This window comes from Marinobacter sp. ST-43 (assembly GCF_030541085.1).
In the GTDB taxonomy this organism is placed as follows: Bacteria; Pseudomonadota; Gammaproteobacteria; order Pseudomonadales; family Oleiphilaceae; genus Marinobacter; species Marinobacter nauticus.
Genome location: NZ_JASSVO010000023.1, coordinates 12,816 through 29,832 on the forward strand (window position 1 = coordinate 12,816; position 17,017 = coordinate 29,832).

The following is a 17,017-nucleotide window of genomic DNA, read 5'->3' on the forward strand; positions in this document are numbered from 1 at the left end:
GCTTGCGTTGCTTGGTAGCGTCTGGCTGCTCGCCGTGGTCGAGGGCTGGACGACAACGGGCCGCCTGCGTCCGGCCGCGCCCCTACTCAGCGGCCTGGCGCACCTCGGTCGTGAATCCATTGTACCGCGCACGCCGGACCGGGTCTTTTTCGAGACGGCGCCGGTGCTACTGCTGATCGTCGCGGTGCTTGGCGCGGCGGTTCTGCCTCTGGCGCCGACCCTGGTGATCGCGGATCTGGCTACCGGTGCGCTGTTCATCAACGCGGCGCTTGCCTATGTGCTGGTGGCGCTGATCATGGCCGGCTGGGGCCCGAATGGCGCCTACGCCATGATCGGCGGCTGGCGATTCCTTGGCCAGCTCATCGCCTACGCCATGCTTATTGTCATGCCCATCACTGCGGTGGCGATGCGCGCCGAATCCCTGGTGACCACGGTGATCGTTGGCTCCCAAGACGGCTTGTGGAACATTGTCTATCAGCCGCTTGGTTTCGTGCTGTTTTTCATTGCCGCCATGGCGCTGGCGTTTCGTGCGCCTTTTGATCTGCCAACCGCACCCGGGGAACTGGGCGGGGGTGTGGACGCGGAATACACCGGCGTGCGCCTGGGGGTGTTGCGCCTGGCCAGGCTGACGCTGGTGATCACGCTGGCTTCCGCGACCACGGTGTTCTACCTCGGCGGCTGGCATGGGCCGCTGCTGCCTCCCTGGGCCTGGAGCCTGATCAAGACCCTGGCCGTGGCCGTGTCGATGCTCCTGGCCGGTCGCTATCTGCCGCGCATTCGCGAGGCGGATCTGATGCGGTGGTGCTGGACCTTGGGGATTCCCCTGGCACTGCTCAATATCATTGTTGTGGGTTTACTGGTTCTGGTGGTTCCATAATGTACGCTCAGGCTTTTTTTGTTGCCGTTTTCGGGCTGGCCGCCATCGGCTTCGGCGTGGTGGTGTTTCGCACATCGTCCATGGTGCGTTCCGCGCTGGCGCTGTTGTTTTCTCAGACTGCCGTCGGCTGCATGTTCCTGGCGATGCAGACCGAATTCCTGGGCGTGCTGCAGATCATGATGATGGCGACGGAGATGAGCATCATGGCCATTTTCATGGTGATGTTCATGATGGACCCGGGCGGGATGGGGGGCATGGATATGACCCACCAGAAGCGCTTTTCAATTGGCGCTGGCGTGGTCGCTGCCGGTGTTGCGATAGTGGTCGCGTTTTGGGCCGATTGGGGACCTGTAACGGCCGAGGCGCCGGATGCGGCGATGCAGACACGGGCGCTGGGCATGGAATTGCTGGGTCGTTCCATGCTGATCTTCGAAACCGCCGGTATCACTATCCTGACCGCGATGATTGCGGCCACGGCGGTGGCGATACCGGTGCAAACGACGGCCAATATTGCTGACAAGGAGGATACGGAATGACTCTCGTCCTGATCGTGGCGCTTGTAACCGGTGCAATCCTGTTCGGTATTGGTGTTTATGGCGCGTTGTCCCAGACCAATCTGGTTATGATCATGATGGGGGTGGAGCTGATTCTTGCGGGCGCGTTGGTGAACCTGGTCGCCTTCTGGCGTTTTCTGCACCCCGAAAGCTACTCCGGCCAGATGTTCGTGCTGGTGGTGATGACCGTCATGGCGGTCGAAATGGCGGTTGGCTTCGGTGTCGCGATTGCGCGTTTCCGGGCCAAGGGCTCGGTTGAAATGGAAGAAGCCGGGGACCTGAAAGGATGAGTGCAGTGCTTCTACCGATAATGCCACCGCTGATCGCGGCCATGGCGTTGCTGGTCCTGCGCCGGGGCTCCACGGCGCTGGTTCTCGGCGGGGCGACGTTGAGTCTGGGCGGCAGTCTATGGTTACTGACCCGGGTCGCCGGCGGGCAGGCCGAAACCCTGCTTCTGCCGGGGCTGCCAGACATGCCGCTTCGAATGGTTGCCGGACCTCTGGAAGCGCTGTTGACGGTGGCGGTGGCCACCGTAGGCACGTTCGTGCTGATTTATGCAGTTGGTTATATGAAGCGGGAGTCCGGCCTGTGCCGCTTCTACGCCGTAATGTCCCTGTTCCTGGCTGCCATGCAGGCGCTGGTGCTGTCCGGCGACTGGGTTCTGTTGCTGGCGGCCTGGGAATTGATCGGTTTGTGCAGTTACCTGCTGATTGGCTTCTGGTTCCAGCGACCCGAGGCCGCGGATGCCGCCGGTCGCGCTTTCCTCTACACTCGTAGCGCCGATCTGGGTTTGTACGTGGCGGTATTTATGCTGATTGGGTCGGCCGGTACCGGCGAGATTGCCGCCTCCCTGGAGGCCGGCGGCAGTGCCTCGACCGCCGCGGGGCTTTTGTTGCTACTGGCCGCCATGGGTAAGTCGGCCCAGGTCCCCTTGCAGGACTGGCTTATGCGTGCCATGGCGGGGCCGACACCGGTCTCGGCGCTGCTGCACTCGGCCACGCTGGTGGCGGCGGGTGCCATCCTGCTGATCCGTTCGGCCCCGCTGCTGACACCCGAGGTGTTGCTCGTCGTCGGACTTGTCGGCGGCGTTACCACGGTGGCAGCCGGGGTTATTGCACTTGCCGAGCGTGATCTCAAACGCCTGCTCGCGGCTTCCACTGCCAGTCAATATGGCTTGATGCTGGTTGCGGTTGGAGCCGGCGTTCCGCTGGCGGCTCTCATGCATTTGCTCGCCCATGCAGCCATCAAGAGCACCCTGTTTCTTGCCGCCGGCGACTTCCAGCATGCTCGCGGGGGTACCGGGTTCGATCAGTTGGAGGGGGTTGGTCGTGACAGACCCTGGACTTTTGCCGGCTTTGCGCTGGCAGCGCTGGCACTGGCCGGTATCCCGCCACTGAGTGGGTTCTTCTCCAAGGATGCGGTAATCGCCGCCGCCCTGTCTGCGCAGGGTGCCGCCTGGCTCGGCCCCCTGGCGCTGGCCGGTACCCTGCTGACCGGCGGCTATATGGCCCGGGCCTTGTGCCTGCTGTGGCGAGGCTCCGGCGAAACCCGACCGGTTGCCGGTAGTGCCTGGATGCGCGTGGGCATTTGGGGGTTGGCGGTCCCTGCCACGATTCTCGGCCTGGCCTTCGGCCCCATCGAGGCCGTTCTTGATCTGCCCGCCGTCACCGCAGGCACATTGGCCGTGCTCCTCGGGCTTCTTGCTGCCGCGTGTGGCCTCGGCCTGGGCTGGCTCGTGCCGGCTCCCCGCCTGCTAGGTCCGGTCTATCCGTGGGCGCGACGCGGACTTTCCGTTGGCGGTGGGCTTACGGTCTGGGTCGGTAGGCCAGCAATGGCTGTAGCCCGAGGATGTGAGCGTTTGGAAGGGCGTCTGTATGAAGCTGTGCTTTCTCTTGGGCGCGCCGGTCTCTTCCTTGCCTCTGCGGGCGAGCGAACGGAGCGGGGCTTGTTCAAGATTGTGCTTTGCGTGGGCAGAGTGAGCCTGAGGGTCGCGACCTACGTGCGGTTTGGAGATGAACGCCGTATCGACGGCCTGATTTTCGCCCTGGTGGCGGCTGTGCGTGCACTGGGTGCACGAGCCCGAAACCTCCAAAGCGGCCTCATCCACCACAGCCTGGCGATCAGTGCGGTCGCAATCGCCGTCACATTGGCTGTTCTGCTTTTTGCTTCATCGACGAGCTTTTAGAGGAAACCCATATTCATGTTACCACTTGTCTCGCTCACCCTGTTTTTGCCGCTGGTCGGCGCGGTGCTGATTCTGTGTCTTCCGAAGCCCGCAACGCGTACGGTACACGTCATAGCGATTATTACCGCCGCCCTTACACTGATCGGTGCTCTGTCCATGTGGTTTCAGGGTGCGAGCGGTGCAGGCTTTTCCCAGGTCGAAGAGCTGCAATGGATACCGGCCATCGGTGCCGCCTACCGGGTGGGAGTTGATGGGATCAGTCTGCCTTTGGTGCTGTTGAGCGCCGTTCTTTTCCTGGTTGCTGTGATCTATGCGTCGTCGCTTCGTGAACGTCCGCGCGCCTATATTGCTCTGGTACTTCTTCTGGAAACTGCGTCTATCGGTACCTTTACAGCCCTCGACGGTATCCTGTTCTACGTCTTCTTCGAGGTTTCCCTTGTCTCCATGTATTTCATGATCGCCGGGTGGGGCCACGAAGACAGGCAACGGGCAGCGTTGATGTTTTTTATATACACCTTGCTGGGAAGTCTGCCGCTTCTGCTTGCTATCCTCGGGCTTTATCTGGGCAGCCCCGAACCGACCTTCGACATGCGAGCCTGGATTGAGAATCCCCCCCTGGAGGGCGCGGCGGCCATGTGGGCATTGATCGCTATGCTGATCACCTTTGCGGTAAAGATCCCCGCGGTGCCACTGCATACCTGGTTGCCTGCCGCACACGTGCAGGCGCCGACCGTCGGCAGCGTCATCCTCGCCGGCGTCATGCTGAAATTCGGCACTTACGGGCTGGTTCGATTTGCTCTGCAAATGACCCCCGATGCGTTCCGTGAAGCGGGCGTTGTTGTTCTTGTTCTCGGTGTTGTCAGCGCGCTCTACGGGGCTTTTGCCGCTCTGGCCCAGAGTGATCTGAAACGCTTGGTCGCCTATACGTCGGTTAACCACATGGGGTATGTCATTGTCGGTGTGGCCGTGGCGGCAATAACTCTGGATCCCTCGGTGCGAACTGTTGCTTTGGATGGTGCGGTATTGCAGATGTTCAGCCATGGGCTGGTTACCGGTGCCTTGTTCTTGCTGGTGGGCATGATCCAGGACCGTGCCCACACCCGTGAAATGGGCGAATTGGGTGGGTTGCTCAAGACGGTCCCAATGCTCGGCTGGACCTTTGTGTTGGCGGCCTTTGCATCGCTGGGCTTGCCCGGGCTGGCGCACTTTCCGGCCGAGTTTCAGATATTTCTTGCCACTTTAAGCGCTTCGCCTGCCGCGGTGGTTGTGATTTTGGGTATTGCCATTATTGCCGGTACGTTTCTCAAAGCACTGCGGGAAACCTTTCTGGGCGAGCCCCGGCAGCGCTGGCAGTCCATGCCTGATTTGAGCGCTCGTGAGTGGCTTGCTGTGGGGCCATTGCTGGTGCTCACTGTCGGCACTGGCGTGGCACCCTCCTGGGTGCTGGGTATCATCCACCGCACTACATCGGCGCTGGCACTGTGATGGCTCGTGATCTTGCACTGTTGATTCCTGAAATTGCCGTACTGTTGACGGCTGTCGGTGCGCTGATCGCGGAAATGCTGCGTAGGCCGCAAATTGCGCTGCTGGTCGCAGTTAGCGGTCTGATCGTTGCCACGGGTCTGACCGTCAGTCTGATTGGTGAGGACACAACGGTGTTTGGTGGCAGTTTCCGGGTTGACGACCTCAGTGTGTGGGCCAAACTCATTCTGCTGCCGGCCACCATCCTCGCCATATTTTTGGCGAGAGTGGATGTGCGAGGCACCGCGCGTGAGGGTACGGTCTACAGCCTGCTGTGCTTTGCCACCCTCGGCGCCCTGGTTCTGGCCGGCGCGGGCGATACGATGTTCCTGGTGTTGGGCACACTGTTGACCGGCCTGGCCACCTTCGCCCTGGTCGCCTATCCGGATACCGACCCGGCCACCGAAGCCGCCATGAAATTCTTCGTGTTTGCCTCGGTCACCGGTGCAATCATGATTTTCGGTCTGAGTTACTGGTTCGGTGCCGCCGGCTCCACCTTGCTTGCTGATCTGCCGGGCATGGATACCATGCCTATGGCCGTCATCATCGGCTTTGTGGCTGTCGTTATCGGCCTTGGCTACAAGGCATCGCTGGTTCCGTTTCATTTCTGGGCGCCAGATGCCTACGAGGGCGGGCCGCTGTCGATAGCGGCTTACCTGTCCGTGGTGCCCAAGATCGGGGCTCTGTTCGCACTTGCTCAGGTGGTTCGCGATCTACCCCCGGAAAGTGGTTGGACCGCCATCATCGCCGGTCTGGCTGTTCTGACCATGACCTATGGCTACCTGGCCGCGCTTGCTCAGACTAACGTGATTCGGCTGCTTGCCTATTCGTCGATTGCCCAATCCGGCTATTTTCTTCTGGGCATCCTCGCAGTCGGCGCAAGTGAGCTTGCGCTGCCATCCATCATCCTGTTTGCCGCAGCCTATGCGGCCATGAACCTGGGCGCTTTCGCCGTTGCCGCCAGTACTGGACGGACTCTGAACGATTTTGACGGATTGGGTCGCGCCCAGCCGCTTATTGGCCTCGCAATGGTTATCTTTTTGCTATCGCTGGTTGGGATTCCCCCATTGGCGGGTTTTGTCGGCAAGTTCCTTTTGTTTGCCGCAGCCATCGACGTGCAGTACACCTGGGTGGCAGTGGTGGCGATCATCAATAGCGTACTCTCGCTGGCAGTTTATCTGCGCCTCGTTGTGCCGATGTACAGGCAAGGGAATGTCGTGGTGGCCAGAACTGATATCTGGTTGAAAGCCGTATTGATAATAACGCTGACCGTCACACTCCTTTTCGGTGTATTTGCGCAGTTGTTTGTAGGGCCGTTTGCATGATGGCCGGAGCCCGTTATTCATTGCCGGGAGTAATCACCGCCCTGACGTCTGAGATCAAGCCAGCCTCTGTAGAGCCAACGCAAACCAAAGAGCGAGACTGTTGGAACGATAATCCACTGCGCTAGAGGGGCGATACCTGTGCCAAGGAAGGGAAACAGGGGCATAGAATCATTGTAGCTCCAGCGCTGGCCTGCGCCTGTGGCCCAGGCTTCAAAGACTATGGTTATAAGCAGACCGGTAGCAAAATACGCTCCTAAAGCATGGCGGCGCCACCGCCCCTGTATCCAAAAGCCATCTTTAGTTGCCGCTGCGGCGACGCCATAGGCAAATAGTGCAATATTGGCATCGCCGATTGCCGCCCGCGTGCACAGCCAGACGACCGCACCATGGGACGCCTCCATCATCCCTGTAAAGAAAGGCACCTGGATCATTTCCCAAAAAAAATGCAGCAAAAAGCTGACAGACCAGATTAAAAAAAACAGGAACCAGCCTCTACGTGATGGTCGACGTGAACAATGCATAATCTATCCAGCCAATCTACTAACTTCAGGCAGCCGAAGTTGAAATCGCAACCCTTCATCGCAGCGCCCTCCTGACCACCCGATATTTCGGAAATGGCCAGAACCGGTCCACCCAAAAACAACGGCAGCAGCAAGGAGATAACTCGTCGGTTCATTGCGGCCATCTCGATTTCATGCGCCAAATGGTCGGATTGCATGCTTGGCGCCCAGTATGCCTTTCAATAGTGAGCAATCATAGCACCTCTCCAAGAATGGGCGCTGGGGGCGAAATAGCCTCTTTGATGCGTCGTCAGGTCTGACAGTCTGACGGGTGGGGATGTCAGTACGAAAATCGGGAAAATGAAATTTAGCTGAAAATTCAGGTTCGTTTCAGTTGACCACTACAAGCTTTGTGCGTCAAGATTAAGTGTCGTTTAACTGGCACATCCATATTGAGGCAATAAATCGTTGTCGATATGAAAATTAAAATAAGGAGTTTCAGGTGAGCAAAATCTTCAAATCAATAAGCGCTCCGCTGGCGATAGCTTTAGTAGCAACACCGGCGTTGGCCGCGGAGCCGGTCGGGCGTGCGTCACCGACCGTAGAAGACCTGAAGGTTGAAATAAATCAACTGACGGCTGAAGTGGAAGAGCTCAAGAAAGGCGATTCCCCCTTCACGGTGAACGGTTATTACCGCCTGCAGGCGACCTCAGAAAGTTTGGACGAAACCAACGATAACAGCAGTTCTTTTGTTGATCAGCGCCTGCGGGCAAAGATCACCGGCGACCTCAATGATAATGTGAGCCTGGTTTGGTACGGTGAGTTCGACTCTCCGTGGGGTGAGAAGGGAAGCTGCCAGGGTGACAATTGCGGCAAACTCAGCGCCGACGGCGTTGGCGTTGAGACCAAAAATGCCTACGCTGAACTGAAGGTGCCGAACAGCGACTGGAAGGTGCGAGCGGGCGTCCAGGGGTATGGCTTCGGCAAGTACGAGAGCTTTGTTACCAACGACGACATGAATGGCGTCTCCTTTGCGGGCAATGTTGGTATGGCCACGCTGACAGGTGGCTGGTTCAAGTGGGAAGAAAACGATGAAGATTCTGCGGACGACGTGGACTTCTACATGTTGAGTGCCGAACTTCATCCCAGCGAGGTTTTCCACTACGGCCTTACCGGAGCTCAGATCAGCAACAGCAGTCAGGCTGCTCTGAATGGTACGGCGGCTCGAACGGATGACAACTATTTCGGTGCCTACGCCGATTTTACCTATAACAAAATGGCCTATAGCGGCTCGGTACTTTACAAAAAGTCGTCCGGGCGTGACTCTGACGCAACAGATGGCGACACGTACATGTTGAATCTGTATGCCCAGAGGCATTGGGGCAATGCAAGTCTCAAGATTCACGGCATCTACATTCCGGCTGATGACAGCAGCAATGGTGCAGATCGCTTCGCGGCAAACCAGTCAGGCTGGGAGCTGAATAGCAGCAATCTGCAAATCTTCGGAACAGACTACTACTACAACAATGGTTCCCAGGGGGCCAAGTCAGTTTATGACGCAGCTTACCAGGGATATGGTCTGATGGGGCTGATGGTCTCGGGTGATCAGGAACTTTCCAACGACTACTACCTGAAGTACGGCACCGGTTACTTCCGCGTTGCCGACGACGCGCCCGACAGCGCAGCTCAGGCCAACGGCTCAACCCTTGGTACTGAAGTCGCTGCTCAGGTTGGTAAAAAGTTTGCTGGCTTGTATGACATCAGCCTCCGCGGCTCTTACGGTTTCATGGGGGACTTCTACGGAGATGACCCGGAGGATACCTATAAGGTCGTAGCTATGGTCAATATCAGTTACTGATCAACGTGTAATTTCATGATCTGATACAACGGCCGGGCCTTAGTCCGGCCGTTTGTCATTGAGCCGGACATGCGGAAGGTCGGCAATGATTTTGACGAAATCCTCCAAATGAGGACACTAGCTGACCCACGCAAAGGGGCCAGCCTTTTCTACTGGGCATTATCGTACTAAAACCACCACCGGACGCCCGCCACGAAGCTGGAGGACTCGACGTCTTCCCCCTCGCGCTCACGAAGGTCCTCTGTGTTGCCCAGAAAGCGGGTGTAAGAAACACCCACGTAGGGCGCAAACTCCCTCGAAAAGTGGTATCTCAGACGGAGCCCCAGGCCCACATTATTGATGCCACTACCGACGCCCCACTCCTCAACATCGCTGAAGGCAACGAGCGTTTCGCCGCGGCCCTGCAAAATGAGCCTTTGGGTCAGCAGCCAGTCGTACTCGGCTTCAAGATCGTATGACACGTCACCGTCGTCGGTGACTCGGAGATTTGTGTCTACCTCAAACCAGTAGGGGGCAAGTCCCTGCAATCCAACAATGGCCGAATAGCGCTCCTTATTAGGGCTGGGGCCAAACGTTGTCTGGGCACCCAATCCTGTCTGTATATCCCAGAAGCGATCGAAGCGATAGCTGTACTGCACATCAAAATTTTCGATGTCGCCGCTGTCGCTGGATAGATCAGTCTCACCTTCCGTTTCGACCCAGAGCCGATTGCGATCTTTACCAATCCAGGCCTGGGCGTCCCACAGGGCCAATTCGTTGTCGCCGTCACGCTGGTATTCCATCCGGTCAAACAGAACCTGGCCAAACACCTGGTTGTCGTGTATCGGCAGCGTCCAGTCCGGTTCGGCCTGAACGCCAGTACCGGCGGCGCCGGCTCCCGAGGCAAGCGTTAAGGCTGAGGCACCCACAACCCACTTGATGCGATTCATCATAATGTTCATCCCCTATCCCGTTAAACGACCGACACGACACGAAACATGCCTGCGTCCATGTGGTACAGAAGGTGGCAATGGAAAGCCCAGTCACCCGGTGCATCCGCTGTGATCAGCGCGGATACACGCTCGCCGGGTTTGACGGAAATCGTGTGTTTGCGTGGACGATATTCACCTGCACCGGTTTCCAGTTCCATCCACATGCCATGCAGGTGAATGGGGTGATCCATCATCGAGTCGTTGACGAGGATCAATCGCAGGCGCTCGCCATGGTAGAACTTGACCGGGCCATCGACTTCAGAGAACTTTTTGCCGTCGAACGACCACATGTAACGTTCCATATTGCCGGTAAGGTGCAGTTCCACCTCGCGTTCGGCCGGGCGCTTGTCGGGCCAGCCCTCAATGCTCTGCAACTGGGAATAAGTCAGCACCCGATGGTTGGCTGTTTCAAAGCCTACACCAGGGTCATCCAGACGCGATTGCGGGCTGGAAGCCACCATGGCCGCCCCGGGACCGTGATTATCAGGGCCATGGGATATCGGCCGACCCGCCGTCGGGACCTCATTCATCGTTGCTTTGTCCGAGCTCATCTTGTTCATTCCCGAGTCGGCGCCATTCATCATCATTTGGCCATGGGCTTTGTCGTTGCTGCCTGACATCATTTCCATCTTGCCACCCATGTCCATGCCGCTGTCCATGTTCATATCGCCGTCCTTGCCCATGGCGCCCATGCTCATCGCGCCCATGCCCATGGCGGCCATACCGCGCTCGGTTCGCGGATACATGGGCGGTACTGGCGCCTCCATTCCCTTGCGGGTGGCTAACGTTCCGCGCACATACCCCGACCGATCCTGTGACTGGGCAAACACGGTGTGAGCCGTGTCGGTTGGCTGTACAATCACGTCGTAGGTTTCCGCCACGCCAATGCGGAATTCATCCGTTTCAACGGGTTGCACTGGTTGGCCGTCAGCGGAGATAACCGTCATCGGGAGGCCCGGGACACGGACATCAAAGTAGGTCATCGCCGAGGCATTGATGAATCTCAGGCGAATTTTCTCGCCGGGACGGAACAGCCCGGTCCAGTTGCTGGCGGAAGGCGACCCGTTCATCAGGTAGGTGTATTCAGAACCGGTTACATCCAGGATATCCCGGGGGCTCATTCGCATTCTGCCCCACATGTCGGCTTTGCTCCACGCGGCATCCCAACCCATAGTTTCGACATCCTTGAAGAAGTCGCCAACGGTGCGCTGGTTGTAGTTGTAATAGCCTTCAAACACTTTGAGGTTGCGGAAGACATCGGCGGGAGAATCGAAGGTCCAGTCGGAGAGAACCACAATGTATTCGCGGTCATAGCTGACTGGCTCGGGCTCAGCCGGATCTATAATGATCGGTCCATAGTGGCCTAGCTGTTCCTGAAGGCCAGAGTGGCTGTGGTACCAGTAGGTGCCATGCTGTTCGACCGGGAAACGGTACTCAAACGTTTCGCCGGGCATGATGCCGGGAAAGCTGACGCCAGGAACGCCATCCATCTGGTACGGCAGAATCAGACCGTGCCAGTGAATGGATGTTGCCTCCGGTAGCGTATTGGTGACACGCAAGATTGCCTCGCGCCCCTGTTTGAGGCGCACCAGAGGCGCTGGCAGAGTGCCGTTGATGGTGATGGGCTGTTCCGAGACTGTGCCCCCTATCTTGAGAGGTGTTCTCGCGACGGTCAGGTCGTAGATGTCAGCGCCATTACGCACGGTGTGAAATGCGTTCGTGTTGTCCAGTTGTCCTCTAGCATAGGCCGGCAACAAGCTGTCGAAACCGGCAAGAAGTCCCATTGTGGCAGCTCCTTGGATAAGGCGCCGCCTGGACATACCTGCATAGAAATGTCTATCGCTCATAGGTTGCTCCTAAAACCATGTATATACAGCTTCTTGCGTTCGTGACTCGACTATTGATCCTACCAGGTGTAACTGAAATCAAACTGAAAAGTCGACCGGTAACCCCCCATTTTTAACGGGTTGCTGTTTTTCTGGGGAGTTGCCGTTACTGGTACAATCCATGGCAGACTGGCGAAACTTTCCCACCACGAAAAACGGCGCTTACAAATGAAAATTCTGATTGTTGAAGACAATGCGGTACTTGCCAAAAAAATATCGGACTGGCTTGCGCAGGCGCACTACACAGTCGATGTCGCCAAAACCGGCAAAGAAGCAGACTCGTTGATTGAAACAAGCTCCTACCAGGCCGTTATTCTCGATATCGGACTGCCCGATGAAAATGGACTTTCTTTAATGCAAAGATGGAGAAAAAACGGGAAAAAAGAGGCCATCCTTATTCTGACCGCACGCTCCAACTGGACTGAGAGAGTAGAAGGGTTGAACGCGGGTGCCGACGATTACCTTCCCAAACCGTTTGAGTTTGATGAACTGAAAGCCCGGCTCAGTGCGATTATCCGCAGAAAGGACGGCAGAACGACAGACCAGATCAGCGTCGACGGATTTCATCTCAACGCCACCTACCGAACGCTTACCACGCCCGACCAGAAAGAGTTCAGACTGACAGCTACGGAATTCCGCCTTTTACAGTGTTTCCTCCGTTCACCGGACCGAGTGTTTTCCCAGGACGAACTGGTTGAATCCCTCTACAACATAGAAAGATGCCCCACCAGAAATGTCGTTCAGGTTTACATAACCCGGCTTAGAAAAATAATAGGGGTCAATAAAATAAAAACATTGCGTGGCCAGGGCTACTACTTTGAAAAAGATGCTACCCGCTGAACGCCCGAGTGAACCAACCAGGTTAAAATATGTCTGCTCCAAAAAGTATCCGCAGAACAGCCATTCAGTATGGTGCTGTTTTCAGCCTCGTATATTTTACTCTGATATTCTTTTCACACACCTACGTGATAAAGCAACTATCGGACGAGTCCAGGAAGCAACACCTGAACAAAGAGCTGGGAAACTTTCAGGCAATCATTGAGGCTGAATCCCCCACAACCGACGACCTCAGCAACATGATCAATCAGTTTGAAATGCTTCTGGGGCATGCCATCGTCATCGAAACGGCTAGCGGAAGCGTCCTGGCGAGCCCGAACTTTGACCAGAGCCAACTGCAGGGCGCTGCAGAGAAGCCCGAGGGTTTCATCCACATAGCGCAGGGTGCGAACACGCTTTTCGGGCTCAAACGCATTTTCTCCGCCAGTGAAAAACTGGCCTCAATCACCGTTCTTGAAACCGAGGGGGCGCTCTCTGAACGACCGCTGAAGGCTCACCTGACATTGCTCGGCGCCTCGGCCGTTCTTCTCGCGATACTGCTGGCCCTGATTGGAACCACTACACATCTGACGTTAAAGCCCATCAGTAAGATAAAAGAGGACCTGAGACGGCTCCAATCCGGGAAACAAAGTCGCCTGAACCCTCACGTACCGGAAGAGTTTCGTCCGCTGATCCGCCAGCTCAATGATTTGCTTGAGCTGTCAAACCGTCGTCTGGACCGCCACCGCCGCCTGAATTCCGATCTCTCTCACCTGGTCAAAACCTCTATCTCTGCCAATCTTGCCATTTTGTCGGACATCGACACCTTGCCTCCGTCCCGGGAGGATATTGTGTTTATGACCTCTAACTTGCGGGAGCTTGACAAATCCCTGAACTACAGGATGAGCAAGGCAGACATATCAGGCAGACAGATGGGACGAACGTGCATGCCGGTTGAAATCACGGCAAGTGTCATCACCGTCATGGAAAAAATATTCCCTGATACGGTTTTCCGCCTCCACACCACCTTACCCGAAAACTTCAATTGGCCTATGGAGCGGCAGGATCTTTCAGAGCTACTTGGCAATTTACTCGAAAATGGCGGGAAGTGGTGCCAGACAACCGTCGACGTTACAATCGCCCGCACGTCATCAGGACTCTCCATAGAAGTAGCGGACGATGGCCCCGGAATTTCTCCCGAGGCGGCAGCCACTGTCATGGACAGGGGCACCAGGCTGGATGAAACGGTCGCCGGATTTGGACTCGGATTGTCCATCGTGTCCGAGATTGTCGAAGACAACCTCGGACACCTGGAAATCGGATCCTCGAAAAACGGAGGAGCCAGGATTCTGATTTTACTGCCATTTCCGGACTAGATCACTGCCAAAAGGCCAGCCATCTTGAAAATCCGGCCTTCAAAGACTCAGTTTTAGCAGTAATCAGCTGCGTCATTAATCATTCTTCGAGTTTAATTCAGAATCAACGGGGTCATTCTGGCTGTCTGTTGGCGGAAGATCGATCGAGAATAGCTGGTACCGTTCGTTCTCCCCCAACTTCTGAGCGTCAGTGGCCCGCGGACCAAGAACCTCATCGACCGCATGGTTTGGAATTACTGCAAAGACCCTGGCGTACCCGTCAGCTTCCAGCAGACTGTTGAATTCTGTGGAGATGATTTCCACAGCGTCGCCCAACGAATAAAAACGTGCCGAAAATGGCATCTCACCAATGTAGAAGATCGGACTGTCCCCCGCTTGATGGATGCTCTCATACCGGCTTATCAATTGTTTCTCGGTTTTTAGTGGAATGACTCCGCTCACACTGATGAACACAACAAGGGTAATGAGAACGGGCACAAGCAATACAGCCCCCGACCTGACTCTGGACCAGGCACCTAGATCGAGCTTCGACACCCATCCGGCAATCAGAATGGCCGAGAACGGAAGAGAAGGAAGTATGTACGTCCAAAGCGTGTTGCCTGCCAGGGTGAAGAACAGCATTGGCGTTATCGCACAAAACAACAGATACAGCGTTGAGGCGTCTTGAACAGCACCAGTGAATATATCCTTTGTTTTGCCTCGCGCCGCCGCAAGGCCAAAGCCAACCAAGCCAATGATACCCCAGGGGAATGAAGCCCAAAGCCAGAATATCCAGATCATGCCCTTGGGCCGGTCATGGGCACTACCGTACAAATCGCCGGCCCACCCGGGGTCCAGAAACCGGCTAAAGTGTTCGCCAATGATGAAATAGTTGAGGAACCCTGGCGTTTTCAATTCAGCGAGCACGTACCATGGCACGGCAATCGCCAGTGTCAGAAGTGAGCCAAGAAGCCAGGGTAATTTTTTCAACGGCTGTAACCGCTGCCTGAAAATAGCAGCCCATAGCACCAGGGGGATAACGGTCAGTACAACAGCCAACGGTCCCTTTGACAACAAACCGATGGCCAGGCCCATGAAAAACCACCAGCGCCAATAGTCAGAGCGCCCTGAAAGCACAAACCACACGCTCACCAAGGAGAGGGTCGTTCCAAATACCAGGAACGTATCCGTCATGACTGCGCCGGCACTGATATAGGTGAGTACCATCGTGGAAAGCACAAGAGTAGACCATCGAGCGACCGCAGCACCGCGCGCATGATTTGCAAGGCACCACGTCAGCCATACGATTCCAATCGTGGCGAACCATGCCGGTAGCCGCAGAGAAAATTCAGACAGTCCAAATATTTTTATAGAGGCAGCCTGAGCCCAGAACGACAGTGGAGGTTTCCCCCAGAACGGAACGCCGGGTTCAAACCAGGGCGTTATCCAGTCCCCGGTTTCAGCCATTAAACGAGCGATTTCAGCGTATCGGGGCTCCGTTGTATCCACGAAGGGAAACAGCGTCATTCCGATAAAGCGACTGAACAATACGGCAGCCAGTACCCAGAACCAGGGCTCAAATCGCTTTAGCATTCTTGACGCCTCTGAAGTTGCTGATTTGGTCTCGGCTTGATACCTCTTTGTTCTCGACCACTTCTTCGGTCAGATACAGTGGTCGCTGTTTCGATTCGATGTAGGTTTTGCCCACATACTCACCAACGATACCAACGCTCACCAGTTGTATGCCGCCCAGAAAACTGATGAGGGCGATTAACGATGGGTAGCCGTCAGTCGGATCGCCGAGCATTATTGCCTTCGCTACAATCCAGACACCGAACAATCCACCAACGGAGGCGGCCAGCAAGCCGACAAGCGTTGCCCATCTGAGAGGTGACACTGAGAAGGAAGTCAGGCCTTCAAGGGCCAGGCCGACCAGGCCCGGGTAGTCCCACTTACTCTCGCCAGCCACTCTCAATGCCCGGTCGTATTCGATGATCGTCGTTGGCATACCAACCCAGGCAAAGAGTCCCTTCATGTAGCGGTTGCGCTCTCCTAACCGGAGAAGGGCATCAACTGCCCGCCTGCTCATCAATCGGAAATCACCCGTGTCGACCGGGATTTCAGTGCGACTGGTCTTATTCAGCAAGCGATAGAAAAGGTGCGCACTCCAGCGCTTGAGAAAACTCTCGCCTACACGTGATCGACGTTGCATCAGAACGACATCAAAGCCGGACTTCCAACTCCTGACCATCTCGGGAATGTATTCAGGTGGATCCTGAAGGTCCGCATCCAGAACGATCACCGCATCCCCCTTGGCATGCTCCAGCCCTGCTGTTACCGCTGCCTCTTTGCCAAAGTTGCGGCTTAGCTTGACGAGACGGATGCTCGATTTCCTTTTAATGAAAGTCCTAACAAATTCGGCACTGCCATCCTCGCTACCATCGTCCACAACCACGATCTCCGAGCGAATATCGAGGCTCGCAAGGATCGGCAATACATGCTCAAAGAATAGGGGAAGCATCGAACGCTCATTGAACACCGGAACCACCAGGGACAGCAGCTCTGATTCATTCGGCGCACGGGAAGTCTCAAGAGGTTTGTTCATGAAACACCAGCCTTTGGTAGACAACATAGTTAAATACAGCGACAGCCGCAGTGGTTAGAAGCTGAGCAGGCACAACAGAGATTTCAAACAGTTGATGCAGGACTAAAAAGATCAGAACGTTCAGGAGAGCTGCGAGTGAACAGGAAAAGGCATATCGCCAGATGGCCTGGATGTGTGGGCGTGCGTTTGGAAAGGCCAAAGTTCGCTGCAACCAGTAGTTGGTAACCGCTCCTACAACGCTTCCAGAAAAGGTGGCTGCTACGGGGGCCATGCCAAGCAGAACCAGGCCGGACATGGCCGCCCAATGGAAAAGGGTTGCCATTCCTCCGGCGGCAATAAATCCACTTATTCTTTTAAAGGGAACCTTCTTCATCCTGGCCGACACACCCGTGGCTAACCATCGTGCCCGATGTTTCAACAACAATTCCGGAAATGGTGAACATTGACTCTTCAGAAACATCGGGCACCAGAATCACAGTCACAGCCTTCTTTCTAGGAGCAAAGTTCAACAGCAAGACCCTCGTCTCCGTTAAAACGGGCGGAATTACACTTCCATGCATGTAA

General features: G+C 56.2%; 17 protein-coding genes. 9 read left to right on the top strand and 8 right to left on the bottom strand.

The window, feature by feature from the left end; genetic code table 11:
- The first annotated feature begins 7 nt into the window (after nucleotides 1-7).
- From QPL98_RS17490 to QPL98_RS17515, 6 genes are read left to right on the top strand one after another with little or no spacing between them, the layout of a single operon-like run.
- Entirely contained in the window at nucleotides 8-877 is an 870-nt protein-coding gene (locus QPL98_RS17490) for a complex I subunit 1 family protein (RefSeq protein WP_227548929.1), read from the top strand.
- On the top strand, nucleotides 877-1,413 hold the full coding sequence (locus QPL98_RS17495) for an NADH-quinone oxidoreductase subunit J (RefSeq protein ID WP_199452670.1): 537 nt from the start codon (nucleotides 877-879) through the stop codon (nucleotides 1,411-1,413). The genes QPL98_RS17490 and QPL98_RS17495 overlap by 1 nt, the downstream gene beginning before the upstream one ends.
- Complete coding sequence (nuoK, locus tag QPL98_RS17500; RefSeq protein ID WP_053113951.1) at nucleotides 1,410-1,721, top strand: NADH-quinone oxidoreductase subunit NuoK; 312 nt, start codon at nucleotides 1,410-1,412, stop codon at nucleotides 1,719-1,721. Before QPL98_RS17495 ends, nuoK begins: the two co-directional genes overlap by 4 nt.
- Nucleotides 1,718-3,616 (top strand): NADH-quinone oxidoreductase subunit L, encoded by a 1,899-nt coding sequence (locus QPL98_RS17505; protein WP_153741175.1) that lies wholly within the window; start codon nucleotides 1,718-1,720, stop codon nucleotides 3,614-3,616. The genes nuoK and QPL98_RS17505 overlap by 4 nt, the downstream gene beginning before the upstream one ends.
- Before the next feature lie 15 nt (nucleotides 3,617-3,631).
- Nucleotides 3,632-5,101 carry a NuoM family protein gene (locus tag QPL98_RS17510; protein WP_104270560.1) on the top strand — a complete coding sequence of 490 codons (1,470 nt, stop codon included), beginning with the start codon at nucleotides 3,632-3,634 and terminating at the stop codon, nucleotides 5,099-5,101.
- A complete protein-coding gene (locus tag QPL98_RS17515) occupies nucleotides 5,101-6,462 on the top strand; it encodes an NADH-quinone oxidoreductase subunit N (RefSeq protein WP_303293683.1) in 1,362 nt (453 codons plus the stop codon). The genes QPL98_RS17510 and QPL98_RS17515 overlap by 1 nt, the downstream gene beginning before the upstream one ends.
- A gap of 17 nt (nucleotides 6,463-6,479) precedes the next feature.
- Here QPL98_RS17515 and QPL98_RS17520 read toward each other — a convergent pair whose 3' ends face one another.
- Together QPL98_RS17520 and QPL98_RS17525 are read right to left on the bottom strand one after the other, a co-directional pair.
- Entirely contained in the window at nucleotides 6,480-6,983 is a 504-nt protein-coding gene (locus tag QPL98_RS17520) for a hypothetical protein (protein WP_058577644.1), read from the bottom strand.
- Nucleotides 6,932-7,180 carry a hypothetical protein gene (locus QPL98_RS17525; protein ID WP_303293684.1) on the bottom strand — a complete coding sequence of 83 codons (249 nt, stop codon included), beginning with the start codon at nucleotides 7,178-7,180 and terminating at the stop codon, nucleotides 6,932-6,934. The genes QPL98_RS17520 and QPL98_RS17525 overlap by 52 nt, the downstream gene beginning before the upstream one ends.
- 284 nt (nucleotides 7,181-7,464) lie before the next feature.
- Between QPL98_RS17525 and QPL98_RS17530 the strand changes: the two genes are divergently transcribed.
- Entirely contained in the window at nucleotides 7,465-8,820 is a 1,356-nt protein-coding gene (locus QPL98_RS17530) for a hypothetical protein (RefSeq protein ID WP_303293685.1), read from the top strand.
- 167 nt (nucleotides 8,821-8,987) lie between these two features.
- Here QPL98_RS17530 and QPL98_RS17535 read toward each other — a convergent pair whose 3' ends face one another.
- Nucleotides 8,988-9,752, bottom strand: a complete 765-nt coding sequence (locus QPL98_RS17535; protein WP_199451743.1) for a copper resistance protein B — start codon at nucleotides 9,750-9,752, stop codon at nucleotides 8,988-8,990.
- A gap of 20 nt (nucleotides 9,753-9,772) precedes the next feature.
- Nucleotides 9,773-11,611 (bottom strand): copper resistance system multicopper oxidase, encoded by a 1,839-nt coding sequence (locus QPL98_RS17540; RefSeq protein ID WP_303293694.1) that lies wholly within the window; start codon nucleotides 11,609-11,611, stop codon nucleotides 9,773-9,775.
- Nucleotides 11,612-11,845: 234 nt separating this feature from the next.
- On the opposite strand from QPL98_RS17540, the gene QPL98_RS17545 reads away from it, so the two are divergent.
- Together QPL98_RS17545 and QPL98_RS17550 are read left to right on the top strand one after the other, a co-directional pair.
- Complete coding sequence (locus QPL98_RS17545) at nucleotides 11,846-12,517, top strand: response regulator transcription factor (protein ID WP_303293686.1); 672 nt, start codon at nucleotides 11,846-11,848, stop codon at nucleotides 12,515-12,517.
- Nucleotides 12,518-12,546: 29 nt separating this feature from the next.
- The gene (locus QPL98_RS17550) at nucleotides 12,547-13,869 is read left to right on the top strand and encodes an ATP-binding protein (protein WP_303293687.1); all 1,323 of its coding nucleotides are present in this window, start codon (nucleotides 12,547-12,549) and stop codon (nucleotides 13,867-13,869) included.
- A 75-nt stretch (nucleotides 13,870-13,944) separates the two neighbouring features.
- Here QPL98_RS17550 and QPL98_RS17555 read toward each other — a convergent pair whose 3' ends face one another.
- The 4 genes from QPL98_RS17555 to QPL98_RS17570 are packed head-to-tail and all read right to left on the bottom strand — an operon-like array spanning nucleotide 13,945 to nucleotide 16,968.
- Nucleotides 13,945-15,441 (bottom strand): glycosyltransferase family 39 protein, encoded by a 1,497-nt coding sequence (locus tag QPL98_RS17555; RefSeq protein WP_123891319.1) that lies wholly within the window; start codon nucleotides 15,439-15,441, stop codon nucleotides 13,945-13,947.
- On the bottom strand, nucleotides 15,425-16,453 hold the full coding sequence (locus QPL98_RS17560; protein ID WP_008169859.1) for a glycosyltransferase family 2 protein: 1,029 nt from the start codon (nucleotides 16,451-16,453) through the stop codon (nucleotides 15,425-15,427). The genes QPL98_RS17555 and QPL98_RS17560 overlap by 17 nt, the downstream gene beginning before the upstream one ends.
- Nucleotides 16,437-16,826 carry a GtrA family protein gene (locus QPL98_RS17565; RefSeq protein ID WP_039881780.1) on the bottom strand — a complete coding sequence of 130 codons (390 nt, stop codon included), beginning with the start codon at nucleotides 16,824-16,826 and terminating at the stop codon, nucleotides 16,437-16,439. The genes QPL98_RS17560 and QPL98_RS17565 overlap by 17 nt, the downstream gene beginning before the upstream one ends.
- Complete coding sequence (locus QPL98_RS17570) at nucleotides 16,807-16,968, bottom strand: hypothetical protein (RefSeq protein ID WP_008169856.1); 162 nt, start codon at nucleotides 16,966-16,968, stop codon at nucleotides 16,807-16,809. The genes QPL98_RS17565 and QPL98_RS17570 overlap by 20 nt, the downstream gene beginning before the upstream one ends.
- Between the last annotated feature and the right edge of the window lie 49 nt (nucleotides 16,969-17,017).

What these genes read in the sequence shown, in the direction of transcription:
- QPL98_RS17495 (WP_199452670.1), top strand. Translation starts at nt 877, where the DNA reads ATGTACGCTCAGGCTTTTTTTGTTGCCGTTTTCGGGCTGGCCGCCATC.
- nuoK (WP_053113951.1), top strand. Translation starts at nt 1,410, where the DNA reads ATGACTCTCGTCCTGATCGTGGCGCTTGTAACCGGTGCAATCCTGTTC.
- QPL98_RS17505 (WP_153741175.1), top strand. Translation starts at nt 1,718, where the DNA reads ATGAGTGCAGTGCTTCTACCGATAATGCCACCGCTGATCGCGGCCATG.
- QPL98_RS17510 (WP_104270560.1), top strand. Translation starts at nt 3,632, where the DNA reads ATGTTACCACTTGTCTCGCTCACCCTGTTTTTGCCGCTGGTCGGCGCG.
- QPL98_RS17515 (WP_303293683.1), top strand. Translation starts at nt 5,101, where the DNA reads ATGGCTCGTGATCTTGCACTGTTGATTCCTGAAATTGCCGTACTGTTG.
- QPL98_RS17520 (WP_058577644.1), bottom strand. Translation starts at nt 6,983, where the DNA reads ATGCATTGTTCACGTCGACCATCACGTAGAGGCTGGTTCCTGTTTTTT.
- QPL98_RS17525 (WP_303293684.1), bottom strand. Translation starts at nt 7,180, where the DNA reads ATGCAATCCGACCATTTGGCGCATGAAATCGAGATGGCCGCAATGAAC.
- QPL98_RS17535 (WP_199451743.1), bottom strand. Translation starts at nt 9,752, where the DNA reads ATGATGAATCGCATCAAGTGGGTTGTGGGTGCCTCAGCCTTAACGCTT.
- QPL98_RS17540 (WP_303293694.1), bottom strand. Translation starts at nt 11,611, where the DNA reads ATGTCCAGGCGGCGCCTTATCCAAGGAGCTGCCACAATGGGACTTCTT.
- QPL98_RS17545 (WP_303293686.1), top strand. Translation starts at nt 11,846, where the DNA reads ATGAAAATTCTGATTGTTGAAGACAATGCGGTACTTGCCAAAAAAATA.
- QPL98_RS17550 (WP_303293687.1), top strand. Translation starts at nt 12,547, where the DNA reads ATGTCTGCTCCAAAAAGTATCCGCAGAACAGCCATTCAGTATGGTGCT.
- QPL98_RS17555 (WP_123891319.1), bottom strand. Translation starts at nt 15,441, where the DNA reads ATGCTAAAGCGATTTGAGCCCTGGTTCTGGGTACTGGCTGCCGTATTG.
- QPL98_RS17560 (WP_008169859.1), bottom strand. Translation starts at nt 16,453, where the DNA reads ATGAACAAACCTCTTGAGACTTCCCGTGCGCCGAATGAATCAGAGCTG.
- QPL98_RS17565 (WP_039881780.1), bottom strand. Translation starts at nt 16,826, where the DNA reads ATGAAGAAGGTTCCCTTTAAAAGAATAAGTGGATTTATTGCCGCCGGA.